The 16,245-nt window shown below is 65.6% G+C and carries 10 protein-coding genes; 5 read left to right on the top strand and 5 right to left on the bottom strand.

The genetic code is table 11. From position 1 onward, the window contains the following. Positions 1-4: 4 nt before the first annotated feature. The gene (locus FJ958_RS20735) at positions 5-1,429 is read right to left on the bottom strand and encodes a TadE/TadG family type IV pilus assembly protein (RefSeq protein ID WP_140745041.1); all 1,425 of its coding nucleotides are present in this window, start codon (positions 1,427-1,429) and stop codon (positions 5-7) included. Positions 1,430-1,761: 332 nt separating this feature from the next. Further along, entirely contained in the window at positions 1,762-2,631 is an 870-nt protein-coding gene (locus FJ958_RS20730) for a transglutaminase family protein (RefSeq protein ID WP_140745040.1), read from the bottom strand. A 165-nt stretch (positions 2,632-2,796) separates the two neighbouring features. Between FJ958_RS20730 and FJ958_RS20725 the strand changes: the two genes are divergently transcribed. Continuing rightward, on the top strand, positions 2,797-3,462 hold the full coding sequence (locus FJ958_RS20725) for an HAD-IA family hydrolase (protein WP_140745039.1): 666 nt from the start codon (positions 2,797-2,799) through the stop codon (positions 3,460-3,462). A gap of 8 nt (positions 3,463-3,470) precedes the next feature. Here the strand turns inward: FJ958_RS20725 and FJ958_RS20720 are convergent, their stop codons facing one another. Then, positions 3,471-3,695 carry a DUF1674 domain-containing protein gene (locus FJ958_RS20720; RefSeq protein WP_140745038.1) on the bottom strand — a complete coding sequence of 75 codons (225 nt, stop codon included), beginning with the start codon at positions 3,693-3,695 and terminating at the stop codon, positions 3,471-3,473. Between the two features lie 105 nt (positions 3,696-3,800). On the opposite strand from FJ958_RS20720, the gene htpX reads away from it, so the two are divergent. The 4 genes from htpX to purH all read left to right on the top strand — a co-directional run bounded on the left by htpX (position 3,801) and on the right by purH (position 9,773). Next, positions 3,801-4,823, top strand: coding sequence for a zinc metalloprotease HtpX (gene htpX, locus FJ958_RS20715; protein ID WP_140745037.1), 1,023 nt, complete (start codon positions 3,801-3,803; stop codon positions 4,821-4,823). Continuing rightward, positions 4,781-6,205, top strand: a complete 1,425-nt coding sequence (locus FJ958_RS20710; protein WP_140745036.1) for an RsmB/NOP family class I SAM-dependent RNA methyltransferase — start codon at positions 4,781-4,783, stop codon at positions 6,203-6,205. The genes htpX and FJ958_RS20710 overlap by 43 nt, the downstream gene beginning before the upstream one ends. Before the next feature lie 134 nt (positions 6,206-6,339). After that, on the top strand, positions 6,340-8,064 hold the full coding sequence (locus FJ958_RS20705) for a heparinase II/III family protein (protein ID WP_140745035.1): 1,725 nt from the start codon (positions 6,340-6,342) through the stop codon (positions 8,062-8,064). Positions 8,065-8,156: 92 nt separating this feature from the next. Next, complete coding sequence (gene purH, locus FJ958_RS20700; protein ID WP_140745034.1) at positions 8,157-9,773, top strand: bifunctional phosphoribosylaminoimidazolecarboxamide formyltransferase/IMP cyclohydrolase; 1,617 nt, start codon at positions 8,157-8,159, stop codon at positions 9,771-9,773. Between the two features lie 21 nt (positions 9,774-9,794). On the opposite strand, the gene FJ958_RS20695 is transcribed toward purH, so the two are convergent. Beyond that, on the bottom strand, positions 9,795-11,174 hold the full coding sequence (locus FJ958_RS20695) for an MFS transporter (protein WP_140745033.1): 1,380 nt from the start codon (positions 11,172-11,174) through the stop codon (positions 9,795-9,797). Between the two features lie 254 nt (positions 11,175-11,428). Continuing rightward, positions 11,429-16,219: an NAD-glutamate dehydrogenase gene (locus FJ958_RS20690; RefSeq protein ID WP_140745032.1), complete on the bottom strand. Its 4,791-nt coding sequence runs from the start codon at positions 16,217-16,219 to the stop codon at positions 11,429-11,431. Positions 16,220-16,245 lie beyond the last annotated feature (26 nt).

Genomic DNA, 16,245 nt, shown 5'->3' with positions numbered 1-16,245 from the left:
AGGCCTATTTGGTCAGCGCCAGGCGCTCGATGTTCTGCACGATGGCGCTGAAGGCGTCGTCCAGTTCGGGACCGGTCGCGGCCTCGTAATAGTGCTTCAGCGTGGATGTGTCCGCAGTGGAGCAATCCTGGAGCACACTCTTTGCCTGATCCCTCTCGGTCGCGGTCATCGACGGGTCGTCGAGGTCGAAGCCGATCGTGAATATCTCGATGCCGTCCCGCTTCATGTTGTCGCAAATGTTCTCGGCATTGCTCCGCGACATCTGACCTGCGTTCTGTGACCTGGGCGCGCCGCGGCCGCCGGCGAATGCCGTGTTGAACTGGCCGTCCGTCATCAGGATGGCGACCTTGGCCACCTTCCTGCTGTCGAAATCGGCGGGACCTGTGCCCAGTCTGGCGGCGGCGATGGTCGAGCGCCAGTCGGGTGAGAGCATGTAGTAGCCCCATTGCACGGCGATGCCGCCGGCGGTCACGCCGTCCGCCTTGAAGCTCGCAATCGTGCTCAGCAATGTCTGCTTGTCAGCCGTCAGCGGAATGAGCTCCGGTTTCGGGCAGGTTTTCATGCGATCGTCGCGGTTGACCTTGGCGGGATAGTACTGCCCCTGGTTGTTCTTGCGCGGCTCCGATGGGCCGTCGGACGAATAGTCGGCATAGCCGTCCTTGTCCTTGCGCTCGGTGGCGCATTTGTCTGGCCTTCGAGGCGCGGATGAGTTCACGTTGATCGGTGCGTCCAATGCTGCCGGCAAATTCGGGCCGCCCGCCTGTTCGACGAAAGCGCTGTCCGCGAGACCGCCGGTGTTGACCGCTTCGGCATAGGGAACGACCGCCACGCGCACGCGCGGATTTTGGGGATCGATATTGTTGTTCAGCAGATCCTCGACGGCCCCGGAAGCGGCAGCCTGCAGGTCGCCGATCTTGTCGGTCTTGGCCCACCAGTTGGCGGCCATCGAACCGGTCACATCGAGCATCATCGCCACTTCGACGCGCTTGTCCGAATAGAGCGCCGTCGTTGACGCGGTGACCCGTTTGGTGTCGCCCATGCCGAAGATCGGGAAAAACAGGGCGACATCCGCGTGGACGTCCGCCTGGACCGTGCTGGCGGTCCTGTTGACCGTCAGCCTGTCCAGCACGACCTGGTCGGCCTGGAGGATGCCGGCCATGCTGTTGGCGTCGAGAAAGGCCTGCACCGACTTGTTGGCATCGGCCTCCTTGATGGCGCCGGTCGTCAGGTCACGCGCGGTCGACGTCACCGCGGCGTCGACCACGCCCTGCAGGCTCGATTTGGCATTGTACAACTGCGAGATGTTGACCGAAAGGCCGGCGGCTAGCGCCAAGACCGAGGCAGCAAAGCCGAACAGGATTGCGAAATTTCCACCGCGATCCCTGGCGAACCCGCCGACCGCGTGGACAAGACCCCCGTAATTTCGCATCCAACAGCCTCCGCATGCCTCGGCCTCGTCGCCGCGGACAGGGCAATGCAGGATTCCAGCCGGACGGCGCCAACCGTGGGCCGAAACGGAACCCTCAACGTCAACCCATTGTTTTTATTTGATTACGGCCTTTGCAAAGGTGAACGACCGGTAAACGCGAGAACCAGGCTGCCCGCAGCGTTTACGGACCGCTTACCATGCTCGAACTGGAGCAATCACGGAATGCTCCGAGCCGTCCTGTCGCGGCACAGGCCTCTTGTGCCGAAGCGGATCACCTGTCCCGAAATTGCCAGGTAAGTTGAGGCACGAACACACCTGAATATCGACGCACCTTAGCCCAACATCTGCGCGCTGGCCGTCCTGTCGATGCGATGATTGGAAGGATTGAACAGCCTGCCTTCCTGTTCATAGGTCCAGACTTTGAACAGGGTCAGCCGGTGCGGGCCGAAGCTGTGCAGCAGGGGCACGTCCGTGGCGTCGCGCCCGCGCGCAATGACGACGCGGCCGATCCTGGGCTGATTGTGGCGCGGATCGAACGTGTACCACTTGCCGTCGAGGAACACCTCCATCCAGGCCGAGAAATCCATCGGCGCCGGATCGGCTGGCACGCCGATGTCGCCGAGATAGCCGTTCACATAGCGCGCCGGAATGTTCATGCACCGGCAGAGCGTGATCGCCAGATGGGCGAAGTCGCGGCACACCCCGACCCGTTCCTCATGCGCCTGCGCCGCCGTGCGGGTCGACCGCGCGTAGCCATAGCCGAAGGACAGGCGGTTGTGGACATAGTCGACGATCGCCTGCACCCGCGCCCAGCCGGGTGGAAGACGGCCGAACAGTTGCCAGGCGAGATTGCTCAAATGATCGGTCTCGCAGTAGCGGCTGCCGAGGAGATGGCCGAGCACCTCGTCGGGCAATTCGGCGACCGGCATTTCCCTGGCCAGCGTGTTGACCTCGTCCGTCTCGCCGCTGTCCTCGACCACCGCGTCGTAGAGGATGCGAAAGGTGCCGGCAGGCGCGGTGAAGCGGCGGCAGCCATTGCCGTGCAGATCCTCGTGGAGCCTGGTCGGCACCGAGGGCGAGGTCAGCACACGCGTTTGCCGCTTGATGTCGGCCTGCCTGTCCTTGTGGATCTCGAGCAATGAAATCACGGGAGTGGCCTCGGCGCATTCAATGGCGATCTCGTAGCCGAGGCGGATCAGCATGGGCGTCGTCCCTTGGGTCGCATGTTGGGGATGTGCGATTGCAACGTCGCAAGGTGGCGGTGGTTCCCGGGCCGCCGCAAAATAGGCCGGCGCGCCTTTCCATGTCCGCGGCTGGAAGTTACGTTGCGCCCTCCCTCGACGCACCCCCGGATTTCAAGGAAAATCATGTTTGCTGGCAGAAAATTCGCCGCCTTCCTCTTCGACATGGACGGCACACTCATCAATTCCATTGCGTCGGCGGAGCGGGTGTGGAGCGATTGGGCGCGCCGACAGGGCCTCGACGTCGCCGCCTTCCTGCCGACGATCCACGGCGTGCGGGCGATCGAGACCATCACCGGCCTTGCCCTCCCAGGCATTGATCCGGCGCATGAGGCGGACCTGCTGCTGAAGGCCGAGGCCGCCGATCTGGACGGCATTGTCCCGATCGCCGGCGCCGTGGTGTTCCTCAATTCGCTGCCGCGCGAAAGCTGGGCGATCGTGACCTCCGCGCCGCGCGAACTGGCGCTGCTGCGCATGAAGGCCGCCGGCATTCCGGTTCCCGCCATCCTCGTCGCCGCGGAAGATGTTTCGCGTGGCAAGCCGGCGCCGGACTGCTTCCTGCTGGGTGCCGAACGGCTCGGCGTCGATGCGCGCGACTGCCTTGTGTTCGAGGATGCTCCGGCCGGCATCACGGCGGCCGAGGCGGCGGATGCCGCGGTCATGGTGATCAACGCCACCCACCGGCATCCCATGGCGACGCAGCACGCGTCGATCACAGGCTACGACGCGATCGGCATCGCCATCGACGAACGCGGCTGGATCGCGCTCGAACCGCAGCGCAGTGCAGCCTAGATCGATCTCTAAAAGTCGCTGGTCAGACCTTTGACTTCCCAGTCGCCATAGCGACCGGGTTCCTTGCCACCACGGCCGCCGATTTCCCGGGGCAGCGCGGCTTCCTTGCGGCGGTAGTCCTGCCGCCGTGCTTCGGCCTCGGCCAGCGCACGGCGGGCGGCGGGAGTGAGTGCCTTCGGCGACGCTCCGTCATTCGGACCGGCGGCTGGCGTTTTACTGGTTTCCTCGTTCATGCGACATCTCGGGCGGATTGAAACAGGGGCAGGCGTTTCCCATCATATAGCGATGAGCCTGGGACTATCGACCCCCTTTCATCACCAGCGTGACAGGAGCAGACGATGAACACTTTGCGCACCGCGATGCTTCTGGCCGCCATGACGGCCCTGTTCATGGGCGTCGGCTTCCTGATCGGCGGTTCGGGCGGCATGATGATCGCCTTGCTGATCGCCGCCGGCACCAATCTGTTCAGCTATTGGAATGCCGACAAGATGGTGCTGTCGATGAACCATGCCGTCGAGGTCGACGAGAAGAACGCGCCGGAATATCACGCCATTGTCCAGGCCCTGGCCAAGCAGGCCGGCCTGCCGATGCCCAGGACCTATCTGATCGACAGCCCGCAGCCGAATGCGTTTGCCACCGGCCGCAACCCGCAGAACGCGGCGGTCGCCGCCTCCACCGGCCTGCTGCAGCGGCTGACGCACGAAGAGGTCGCCGCCGTGATGGCGCACGAGCTCGCCCATGTGCAGCATCGCGATACGCTGACCATGACCATTGTCGCCACCTTCGCCGGCGCCATCTCGATGCTCGGCAATTTCGCCTTTTTCCTTGGCGGCAATCGCGACAACAACAACCCGTTCGGCTTTGTCGGCGTACTGGCGGCGATGATCGTGGCGCCCTTCGCGGCCATGATCGTGCAGATGGCGGTCAGCCGCACCCGCGAATACGAAGCCGACCGGCGCGGCGCCGAAATCTGTGGACACCCGCTGTGGCTGGCCTCCGCGCTTGACAAGATTGCCCGCGGGGCCGAACGCATTCCCAACTCCGATGCCGAACGCAACCCGGCGATGGCGCATCTCTTCATCATCAACCCCCTGCATGGCGAGCGCATGGACAGTCTGTTCTCCACCCACCCGAGCACCGAGAACCGCATCGCCGCCTTGCAGGCGATGGCGCAACAGATGGGGGGCAGCGACGCGAAGGCCGCGCCGCGCCAGGCCCCGACGGCTCGGCGGGCGGATGAACAGCACCCGACAGGCCCATGGGGCCAGGCCGCGCAGCCCGAACAGCCGGAGGAACCCGCCAGGCCGAGGCCCAATCCATGGGGTCGCAATCCGACCGGGCCCAAGGGCCGGTGGTCGTGAGCGTGGCCGGCCGACCTCGACGCACCGTTTCAGGCGATCAGGAACATAATGCCGGCGGCGAATTCGTCGCCGGCCTCGCCGCGCGCAAGGCGGCGGCGCGGCTGCTTGCCGCCGTCATCGACGCCAAGACGCCGCTAGACGGGTTGACCGATCACGAGAACGGCCATCCGCAATACAAGGCGCTCGATTTGCGTGACCGCGGTCTGGTTCGCGCTATCCTTGTCACGGCGCTACGTTATCGCATGACCATATCAGAACTGCTGGCGCGCCGCCTGGAGAAGCCGCTGCCGCCAAACGCCACCGCGCTGTCGCACGTCCTGCATGTGGCGGCGGCGCAGATCCTATTTCTTGACATTCCAGACAGCGCCGCCGTCGACCTCGCGGTGACGCACGCCAAATCCGATCCGCGCACACAGCGCTTTTCCGGCCTGGTGAATGGCGTTCTGCGCACGCTGGCGCGTGCCAAGGAAACCGAATTGCCCGCCGCTCTCGCCGCCACCGACGAAGCGCCGAAATGGTTTTCCGACCGTCTGAAGGCCGCCTATGGCGTGGACAAGGCCAGGCAGATCCTCGCGGCCCATCGCCACGAGGCGCCCGTCGATTTCACGGTCAAGGCCGATCCCGAACTCTGGGCCGAAAAGCTCGGCGGCATCGTCCTGCCGACCGGCACGGTGCGGGTGGAAAAACTCAGCGCATCCGTCCCCGAACTGCCCGGCTTCGAAGCAGGTGCATGGTGGGTTCAGGATGCAGCCGCCAGCCTTCCCGCCCGGCTGTTCGGTGATGTCACCGGCCTGAGCGTCGCCGACCTCTGCGCCGCGCCCGGCGGCAAGACCGCGCAGTTGATCCTGGCCGGCGCCAGGGTCACCGGGGTCGACACCTCGAAGAACCGGCTGGCGCGGCTGGCGCAGAATCTCGATCGTCTCGGGCTCACCGCCGATATCGTCCAGGCTGACCTGCTCAACTACGAACCAAGGGAATTGTTCGACGCCGTGCTGCTCGACGCGCCCTGCTCCTCGACCGGCACGGTGCGCCGGCATCCCGACGTGCCCTGGACCAAGACCACAGCCGACGTCGAAAAGCTCGCCGACCTGCAGCGCAGGCTGCTCGCCCGCGCCGTCACCTTGGTGAAACCGGGCGGCAGGATCGTCTTTTCCAACTGTTCGCTCGACCCGCTCGAAGGCGAAGAGCTCTATCGCGCTTTTCTCAAAGAGACGCCGACGGTCGTCGACGATCCGCTGCGGCAGGGCGAGATCGCCGGCATCGATTCGCTCCTGACGGTGCAAGGCACGCTGCGCACAACGCCCGCCGATCTCGACCTCGGCGCGCCGGAGCGCTCGGGCCTGGATGGTTTCTTCGCCGCGCGCATGCGCAGAGCCGGCTAATGCATTTTGCTGACTTTTTTAGGGAGAGCCTGGGTAAACCGGGTGAACCGCAGCCGTTCCCGGGAATTCGCCTTCGCACGTCTCGTTCAATCATGTAAACTCGTGCTTGGGGTTGAGGACGACCAGGAGGGCTTTTGGCACTTGCTGCCGGCAACACGACGCGTCTGTGGACGCTGGTCGCGAAGGAGTTCTGGCGCAAGACGCGTCGACGCCTGCGCGCCGGGCCGGTCTATCGCTGGCGCTATTCCGGCCGCACGCCTGAACGTGTTCTGATCGCGCCACCGGACCTGCGCCTCGCCGACCCGCAGATCGCGCTCGAGATCTATTACGGCCGCTATCCCTTGTCCGGGCATCTGGTCGAAACCGGCGGCAAGTCGCCGTTCCAGATCAATGTGCCCAATCACGGCTGGCAGAAGACTTTGCATGGCTTTCGCTGGCTGCGCCACATGCGGGCCGCCGGCACCGAGCTTGCCGCCGCCAACGCCCGCGCCCTGGTTTCCGACTGGATCGCCATGCATGGCAGCCATATTGCTGGCGTTGCCTGGGAGCCCGGGACGGCGGCCAAGCGCATCATCGCCTGGCTGCAACATTCTTCCGTCGTGCTGCAGGGTGCCGAGTTTCCCTTCTATCGCGCCTTCCTGAAATCGCTGGCCATGCAGATCCGCTATCTCAGGTCGATGGCGCGTGAAATGCCCGACGGCAAGGATCGGCTGCGTGCCCGCATCGCATTGGCCTTCGCGGCACTCTCGCTGCCGGCGCCGGCCTCGGCGCTGCGCGGCGCCACCCGCAACCTCGCCGAGGAACTCAACCGCCAGATTCTCGCCGATGGCGGCCATATCTCACGCAATCCGATGACGGTGCTGGAAATCCTCGCGGATCTCTTGCCGCTGCGCCAGACCTACGCCAACCAGGCGGAAGCCCCGCCCCAGGCGCTGATCGGCGCCATCGACCGCATGCTGCCGGCGCTGCGCTTCTTCCGCCATCAGGATGGCAGCCTCGCCCGCTTCAACGGCATGGGCGCCACCATCCACGACCGCATCGCCACCATCCTTCGTCACGACGACACCGCAGGCGCGCCGCTGCTGCATGCACCGCATTCGGGCTATGAGCGCCTGTCCATGGGCGGCACCACCGTCATTGCCGACACTGGCCTGCCGCCGCCGGTCGACGTGTCCAATGCGGCACACGCCGGCTGTCTTGCCTTCGAATTGTCCTCCGGCCGCCAGCACTACATCGTCAATGCCGGCATCGACACCTATGGCGCCCCCGAGTTCCGGCCTTTGGCGCGCGCCACCGCCGCGCACTCCACCGCCACCATCAACGACACCTCGTCGGCTCGCTTCAGCCATTCGCTGCGGGTCAACGACCTGCTCGGTTCGCCGCTGATAGGCGGCCCGCAGCTTGTGCAATGCAAGCGCACCGACCAGAAGGGCGTTCATGGCTTCGTCGCCCGCCATGACGGCTATGTCCAGCGTTTCGGCTTCCTGCATGAGCGCGAACTGAAGCTGTCGTCGAACGGCAATGTGCTGTCCGGCAGGGACCGGTTCCAACGGCCCGGCAATGCCGCGATCCGCAACAATGGCCGTGACTTCATCACCGTGCGCTTCCATGTCCATCCCGACATCAACCTGCTGCAGGACGAGCACGACCGCCTGGTGCTGGCCGCCGACCAGGCCGATACCTGGGTGTTCACGTCAAGCGAAGTGGCGCCCGAAGTCGAGGAATCGATCTATTTCGCTGGCCTTGGCGGGCCGCGCCGCAGCCGGCAGATCGTGCTCGCCTTCAAGGCTTCGGATGTGTCCGAGATCCACTGGCAGCTGACGCGCACCCGCATCGCCGGCTACGCCGAAAACAACTGACCGTGCTGGCCGCCACTGAGCTTGGCGCTTGATTTCCTGATGCCATATGCTACGGCGCGGGCTTGCCCCTCCAGCCGTGAAAGGCCGCGCCCATGGCCATCGCCGCCAAGAACATCCCCGCGCCGGACCTCGTACCCGTCCGGCGCGCTTTGCTCTCCGTTTTCGACAAGACCGGCCTGATCGACTTCGCCAGGGCATTGGCGGCGGCCGGTGTCGAGCTGGTCTCGACCGGCGGCACCGCCAAGGCGATCGCCGAGGCCGGCATGACGGTGCGCGACGTCTCCGAACTCACCGGCTTCCCCGAGATCATGGACGGCCGCGTCAAGACGCTCCACCCTTCCGTGCACGGCGCGCTGCTCGGCGTGCGCGACGATCCCGAACATGCCGCGGCGATGCGCAAATACGGCATCGAGCCGATCGACCTCGTCGTCTCCAATCTCTATCCGTTCGAGGAAGTCCGCCGCTCCGGCGCCGACTATGCGGCGATCGTCGAGAACATCGACATTGGCGGCCCGGCGATGATCCGCGCCTCGGCCAAGAACCACGCCTATGTCGCCATCGTCACCGATCCCAGCGATTACGCCTCGGTGCTGAACGCGCTGGAAATGAACATCGGCTCGCTGTCGCTGGATTTTCGCAAGAAGCTGGCGGCCAAGGCCTTTGCCCGCACCGCCACCTATGACGCGGCGATCTCTAGCTGGTTCGCCGAAGCGCTGGAGATCGAGCATCCGACATGGCGCGCCTTCGGCGGCAGGCTGGCCGAGGTGATGCGCTACGGCGAGAACCCGCACCAGGTCGCCGGCTTCTATGTCAATGGCGACAAGCGGCCAGGCGTCGCCACGGCGCGCCAGCTGCAGGGCAAGCAGCTCTCCTACAACAACATCAACGACACCGACGCGGCCTTCGAACTGGCGGGCGAATTCGACCCGGCACGGTCCGCCGCGGTCGCCATCATCAAGCATGCCAACCCCTGCGGTGTCGCCGAGAGCGCGTCGCTGAGGGCAGCTTACGCCAAGGCGCTGGCCTGCGATCCGGTCTCCGCCTTTGGCGGCATCGTTGCCATGAATCGCACCCTCGATGCCGAAGCCGCCGAGGAGATCGTGAAAACCTTCACCGAAGTGATCATCGCGCCCGATGCGACCGACGAGGCGGCGGCGATCGTCGCGGCGAAGAAGAACCTGCGCCTGCTGGTCACCGGCGGCCTGCCGGATCCGCGCGCGGCGGGCACGATGGTCAAGTCCGTAGCCGGCGGCCTGCTCGTCCAGGGCCGCGACAATGCCGTCGTCGACGATCTCGAGCTGAAGGTGGTGACCAAGCGCGCGCCGACCCCGGCCGAAATGGCCGACCTCAAATTCGCCTTCCGCGTCGCCAAGCACGTCAAGTCGAACGCCATCGTCTATGCCAGGGACGGCGCCACGGTCGGCATCGGCGCCGGCCAGATGAGCCGGGTCGATTCTTCACGCATCGCCGCCCGCAAAGCGCTCGATGCGGCGGAGACCGCTGGTCTTTCGGAGCCGCTGACCAAGGGCTCGGTCGTCGCTTCGGACGCGTTCTTCCCCTTCGCCGATGGCTTGCTGTCGGCCATCGAAGCCGGCGCCACCGCCGTCATCCAGCCCGGCGGCTCGATGCGCGACGATGACGTCATCGCCGCCGCCGACGAACACGGCATCGCCATGGTGTTTACCGGCGTGCGGCATTTCAGGCACTAATCCAGAAGGTCGCGCCGCCCCTCATTGCCCCGCCGGCCGATCCGCCGGATACGGCGTCCTCACCAGGATCGCCATGCCGATGCCGAGGAACAGGATGATCACCGCCATGCCGAGCCGCGCCGAACCGCTGAGCGCGGTGATGGTCGCCACCAGGAACGGTGCCAGGAAACTGGTCGCCCGGCCGGCCAGCGCATAAATGCCGAAATAGCGGCCGGATTCCGCCGCCGTGACGCTGCGCGCCATGTAGGAGCGCGACGACGCCTGCACCGGTCCGAAAGCCAGGCCGATCAACAGGCCGTACAGGATATAAGCTTTTTCAGCCGCCGTGCCGAACAGGCCGCCCGAATCGGTTGTCGAGAGCGGTATCAGGCCGAGCAGGGTGAAGCCCGGCCCCGTCGAGATGATACCGATGGTGGCGACCGACAACATCACCAGCGCGATCATCACCACCGCCTTGGAGCCGAGCGCGGTGTCCAGCCGCGCCGCGATCCAGCAGCCGAAAATGGCGACGATGTTGAGAATGATGCCGAACATGCCGATCTCGGTGATCGACCAGTGGAACATGCCCGCCGCGAACGTGCCGCCGAGCGCCAGCAGCGCGTTGACCCCGTCCTGATAGATCATCCGTGCGACGAGGAAACGGAAGATGCCGCCGCGCCGGCGCACCTCGGCCAGCGTCGATTTCAGCTCGGATAGGCCCTCGCGCACCGCCGGCCCGATTGGTATGCCCTTGATGGCGTCCGGCGTGAAGAAGAACATCGGCAGGATGAACAGGAAATACCAGCCGGCCGACAGCGGCCCGGTGGCGCGGGCATCTTCGCCCAGATGCGGATCGAGCCCGAACAGCGGGGTGATGCCGATGATCGTCTTGCCGGTCTCCGGCGAGCCGGCCAGACAGGTGACGACGAAGATCAGCGCGATCATGCCGCCGAGATAGCCGAGGCCCCAGGCCGTGTTGGAGATGCGGCCGATCTCGCTCTTCGGCACCAGCCGCGGCATCATCGAATCATTGAACACGGTGGAGAATTCCGCCGCGACAGACGCCAGCGAGAACAGTGCCACGATCAGGAACAGGTTCGAGCCGGGCGCGGCGAACCAGAGCAAGCTAAGGCTGGTGATCTTGATGGCGGCGAAGAAGGTGATCCACGGCTTGCGCGGCCCGGTCTGGTCGGCGATCGAGCCGAGGACTGGCGACAGCACGGCGATGACCAGCCCGGCCGCGGCGATGCCGTAGCCCCAGACCGCTTGGCCTGTGTTGGGGTCGGCAGCCATGCGCGAAACGAAATAGGGACCGAAGATGAAGGTGGTGACGACCGTGAAGAACGGCTGCGCCGCCCAGTCGAAGAACATCCATCCCCAGATGCCGCGCCCGGACGCCCGCTGCATTGTCTCTACCGCCATGCTGACTCCCCTGGCACCCGCTCGGCCCGTGTCGGGCGCCATGTCTGCATGTTTCCGATGCTCATGCAAATGACAAGCGTCGCGCCTCTACTCACCGGCTTCCGCCCCTAATTCCGGTGAACGGGAAACAGGCGCTGACCCCTACCTCCCCCTTGTGGGGAGGTCGGACCGAAGGTCCGGGTGGGGTCTGGCGCCGCCGCCCCCACCCCGCTGCTTCGCAGCGACCCTCCCCACGAGGGGGAGGGTAAGCGATCCTACATCCCCGTCAGATCGCTCATCAGCCCGGACGCCACCGACAGCCGCGACACGGTGATGTCGCCGCCCTCGGTCAGCGCCTGCAGCCGCTCGCGGATGCGCGCCACCCGCTCGCCGCCGGCTTCCAGCCAGGCGGCCACCGGATCGGCCGCCTTGGCATGACTGGTGAGCGCGGCGACCGCGATGCCGCGCCGCGCCGCGCCGATCGTGTCGGTGGCGCGCGACAGCGCGAGTTGGTCGTAATAATCCGACGGCGTGATCGAGCGCGCGGCGTCCTCGACACGCGGAATGCGGAAGGCATCGCTGACGGCGAAGAACGCCTTGGCGGCCGCGACGATGTCGGCACCGGCCGTGCGCGCCGTCAACGCGATGTCGGGGATCAATTCCGCCACTTCGCTCAAGGCCAGCTGCTCGGCCAGCCTTTCTGGCGCACCGGCCTTGAACAGCCCGTGCCGCTTCTCCTCGATCCGCTCGCGCGAGAACGCCGGCAGCAGGGGAACGAGCTTGGGTTCCAGCGCCTTGCGCGCTTCCTGCAATTCGGCGATGCGCTGGCCGAGCGGCGCCGTGCCGGCATCGTTCTTCAGATACCAGCCGCTGCTCATATAGATGAGCCGGCTCACAATCTGGTAGAGATCGAGCTGCACCTGGCCGTCGATCTGGTTGTCGAGCATGTCGATCTCGCGGTAGAGCGCCGGCAGCGCAAAGCCGTCGCGCACCACGGCGAAGGTGCGCACCACATCGGCGGCGGTGCGGCCCGTTGCCTCCTGCAACCGGTTGACGAAGGACGGGCCGCCGCGATTGACGAGGTCGTTGGCGACGACACGGGCGATGATCTCGCGGCGCAGCCTGTGACCATGGATCTCGGTGGCGTATTTCTTCGCCATCCGGTCCGGGAAATAGCCCATCAGATCACGGTCGAAATGCGCGTCGTCCGGCACGTCGCTGGCGACGATGTCGGAGAACAGAACGATCTTGGCATAGGCGAGCAGCACGCCGAGCTCGGCCCTGGTCAGCGGCTCGCCGCGTGCCTCACGCTCTGCAAGTGCCGCCGGGGACGGCAGCGTTTCCACGGCACGGTCGAGCAGGCCGCGCGCTTCGAGCGCGGACATGAACCGGGCCTGATGCGCGATGTCGGCGAGGCCGCGCTTGCGCGCGATCGAAAGCGCCAGCGTCTGCTCGTAATTGTTGGACAGCACCAGCCCGCCGACCTCGTCGGTCATCTCGGCCAGCAGCTTGTTGCGTGCCGGACGGGTCAGCGATCCCTTGCGCATGGCGGATGCAAGCGCGATCTTGATGTTGACCTCGACGTCGGAGCAGTTGACGCCGCCCGAATTGTCGATGGCGTCGGAATTGCAGCGGCCGCCATTCATGCCGAACTCGATGCGCGCGCGCTGGGTGACGCCGAGGTTGGCGCCCTCGCCGATCACCTTGGCGCGCACGTCGAGCGCGGTGACGCGGATGGCGTCGTTGGCCCTGTCGCCGACATCGGCATTGGTCTCGGTCGAGGCCCGCAGATAGGTGCCGATGCCGCCGAACCACAAAAGGTCGACCGGCGCCTTGAGGATGGCGGTCATGATCTCGACCGGCGTGGCGGTCGTCTTGGCAAGGCCGATCGCCGCCGCAGCCGCGGCCGGCAAGGTGATCGACTTCTGGCTGCGCGAGACGATGATGCCGCCTTCCGACAGCTTGGTCTTGTCATAATCCTGCCAGCTCGACCGTGGCAGCGCGAACATGCGCTGGCGCTCGGCCATCGAGGCCTCCATGTCCGGATCGGGATCGATGAAGATGTCGCGATGGTCGAAGGCGGCGATCAGCCGCGTTTTCGGTGACAACAACATGCCGTTGCCGAACACGTCGCCCGACATGTCGCCGACGCCGACGACGGTGAAGGGCGAGGTCTGGATGTCGCGGTTCATTTCGCGGAAATGCCGCTTGACCGCTTCCCAGGCGCCCTTGGCGGTGATGCCCATCTTCTTGTGATCATAACCGGCGGAGCCGCCGCTGGCGAAGGCATCGTCCAGCCAGAAACCATGGCTTTCGCTAATGGCATTGGCGGTGTCGGAGAAGGTGGCCGTGCCCTTGTCGGCGGCGACGACGAAATAGGGGTCGTCCTGGTCGCGACGCACCACGCCAGCCGGCGGAATGACACCGTCCAGCCCGATATTGTCCGTGATCGACAGCAGGCTGGAGACGAAGTTCTTGTAGGCCGAGGTGCCGGCTTCGAAGATCGCGTCGCGGCTGCCCCCCGCCGGCAGGCGTTTGGGGAAGAAGCCGCCCTTGGCACCGACGGGCACGATAACGGCATTCTTGACCTGCTGCGCCTTGACCAGGCCAAGCACTTCGGTGCGGTAGTCCTGGGCGCGGTCCGACCAGCGCAGGCCGCCACGCGCCACCGGCCCGAAGCGCAGATGCAGCCCCTCGACCTCGGAGCCGTAGACGAAGATCTCCCGCCACGGCCGTGGCGCCGGCAATCCCTCGACCGCTTGCGAGTCGAGCTTGATCGCCAGCGATTGACCCTTCTGCTTCGTATCGGCAACGAAATGATTGGTGCGCAGCGAGGCTTCCACCAAATTCAGGTAGCGCCGGATGATGGTGTCGTCATCGATGTTGGGCACATCTTCCAAGGCATCCTTGATCTTGGCCTTGAGGTGCTTTGCCGCCACGGCGCCTTCCGTCTCCGCCGTCGGCCCAAGCCGGGCGATGAAAAGCTCGTGCAGGCCGCGCGCGATCTCCGGGTAGCGGTTGAGTGCGGCAGCGATGAAATCCTGGCTTTGCGGAATGCCGACCTGCTGCAGATAGCGGCCATAGGCGCGCAGGATGGTAATTTCTTCAGACCACAGGCCGGCGGTCTGGGCAAGGCCGTTATAACCGTCATTGTCGACGTCGCCGCGCCAGACCGACAGGAACGCGTCCTCGAACAGCGCGCCGCCATCGGCAAGATCGATCGGCTTGCCGTAGCTGTTCTCCAGCTCCATGTCGTGGATGAAGACCATGCCGGTCACGTCGTCGCCGACCTCGAACGTACGCTCGCTGATCACCCGGAAGCCGATGTTTTCCAACACCGGCACACGCCGCGACAACGCCACCGGGCTGCCATGGTGATAGATCTTCAGCGCCGCCTGCTGCGGCTTCTGCTCGCCGTGGCGATAATAGTCGATGGCGATCGGATTGGCGGCGCTGATCTTGGCGATGCGCCCGGCATCGACCAGCGCCACCGCCGCGCTGAACGAATCGCGGTAGCTCTCCGGCAGCCTTGCGGCGATGGCTTTCAACGCCGGGTCGCTGCCGCTGGCCTCCGCCGCCTCGGAAAGGGCGTCCTCCCAGGTACGGACGATGTCGCGGATCGCCGCCTCGATCGTCGCCTGCTCGACTTTTGGCGTCTTGCCGCCGGAGCGGCCGATGATGAAGTGGACACGCGCCAGCCCGCCTTCCGGGAAGGCTGGGTAATAGGCCGACAGCCGGCCTTCGAACACGGTCTTGAGATAGGCGCCGACCTTCTCGCGCACCACGCTGTCGTAGCGGTCGCGCGGCACGAAGACGAGGATCGAGACGAAGCGGTCGAACTGGTCGGCGCGCACCAGCGCCCTGACCCGCGGCCGCTCGATCAGGCCGAGGATGGCCGCGGCGTGCTTCCTCAGGATCGGCACCGGCACCTGGAACAATTCGTCGCGCGGATAGCTCTCCAGCACGTTGATCAGCGCCTTGCCGGAATGGTCGTGCCGGTCGAAACCGGACTTGGCGATAATGGTTTCCGCCTTCGACCTGAGATACGGGATCTTCATTACCGAGCGCGTGTAGGCGGTCGAAGTGAACAGGCCGACGATGCGCAGTTCGCCCGACAACGCGCCCTTGGTGGTGTAGGTCTTGACGCCGATGTAATCGAGATAGATGCGGCGGTGCACGGAAGATTTGGCATTGGCCTTGGTGACGATCAGCGGCTCCGGCCCGTGCAGGAAGGCGCGAATCTCAGGCGTCGTCGTCACCGCTTCAGTGCCGCGTCTGAGCACCAGCACGTCGGGATCGGACAGGATACCAAGGCCGGGCTTGTCGGCGCGCTCCAGCGTGCCGCTTTCCTCGCCGCCGGTATATTTGAACTCGCGCATGCCGAGGAAGGTGAAATTGTCGTCGCGCAGCCACTCCAGGAAGGCGATCGCCTCGGCAACATTCTTCTTGTCGAGCGGCACAGCCGAATAGCGGAACTCCGAGATCGCCTGATCGAGCCGGGCCAGCATCGGTTTCCAGTCGTTGACGGCCGCATGCACCTGGCCAAGCATCTTGCGCAGCCGCTCGGTCAAGGCGTTTGCCGCCTCCGCGGTCAGCCGCGGGATATGGACGTGGATGACGCTCAGCCGGTCGTGGCTGCCGTCGTCCCTGGCGAAATTGCCGTCGCCGAGGATTTCCTCGACACCGCCTTTGCCATGACGCACGGTGATGACCGGATGGGTGACCAGGGTCGGCTCGCCGGCGGTCTCGGTGATCTCGCCAAGGATGGAGTCGAACAGGAACGGCATGTTGTCATTAACGACCGTGATGACCGTGACCGGGCGGCCTTCTCGGGCGACGCCCGGATCGCTCTCGACGGCGACGACGCACTCGCCTTTCTTGTGACGGGCTACCGCCTGGCCGGCGAGGTCGGCGGCGCGTTCCAGGTCCCCCACTTGATAGGCGGCGATGTCTTCCGCCGGCGCGCGGGCGAGCAGGTAATCGGCAAGCCTGGCTGGCCTGTCCTCCGTCTTCGCCGCCGCCGTTGCCCTCTTCTTCGACTTAGCTGCGGATTTCACGCTGGCCATGACGCTTCTTGCCTCCCGTCGTATGC

The organism is Mesorhizobium sp. B2-3-5 (assembly GCF_006442395.1).
GTDB lineage: Bacteria > Pseudomonadota > Alphaproteobacteria > Rhizobiales > Rhizobiaceae > Mesorhizobium.
The sequence above is the reverse complement of the archived record's forward strand: the minus strand, read 5'-3'. Positions and strand labels throughout refer to the sequence as shown.

Excerpts from the sequence above, each read along its gene's own strand:
- FJ958_RS20735 (WP_140745041.1), bottom strand. The coding sequence starts at position 1,429 with ATGCGAAATTACGGGGGTCTTGTCCACGCGGTCGGCGGGTTCGCCAGG.
- FJ958_RS20730 (WP_140745040.1), bottom strand. The coding sequence starts at position 2,631 with ATGCTGATCCGCCTCGGCTACGAGATCGCCATTGAATGCGCCGAGGCC.
- FJ958_RS20725 (WP_140745039.1), top strand. The coding sequence starts at position 2,797 with ATGTTTGCTGGCAGAAAATTCGCCGCCTTCCTCTTCGACATGGACGGC.
- FJ958_RS20720 (WP_140745038.1), bottom strand. The coding sequence starts at position 3,695 with ATGAACGAGGAAACCAGTAAAACGCCAGCCGCCGGTCCGAATGACGGA.
- htpX (WP_140745037.1), top strand. The coding sequence starts at position 3,801 with ATGAACACTTTGCGCACCGCGATGCTTCTGGCCGCCATGACGGCCCTG.
- FJ958_RS20710 (WP_140745036.1), top strand. The coding sequence starts at position 4,781 with ATGGGGTCGCAATCCGACCGGGCCCAAGGGCCGGTGGTCGTGAGCGTG.
- purH (WP_140745034.1), top strand. The coding sequence starts at position 8,157 with ATGGCCATCGCCGCCAAGAACATCCCCGCGCCGGACCTCGTACCCGTC.
- FJ958_RS20695 (WP_140745033.1), bottom strand. The coding sequence starts at position 11,174 with ATGGCGGTAGAGACAATGCAGCGGGCGTCCGGGCGCGGCATCTGGGGA.
- FJ958_RS20690 (WP_140745032.1), bottom strand. The coding sequence starts at position 16,219 with ATGGCCAGCGTGAAATCCGCAGCTAAGTCGAAGAAGAGGGCAACGGCG.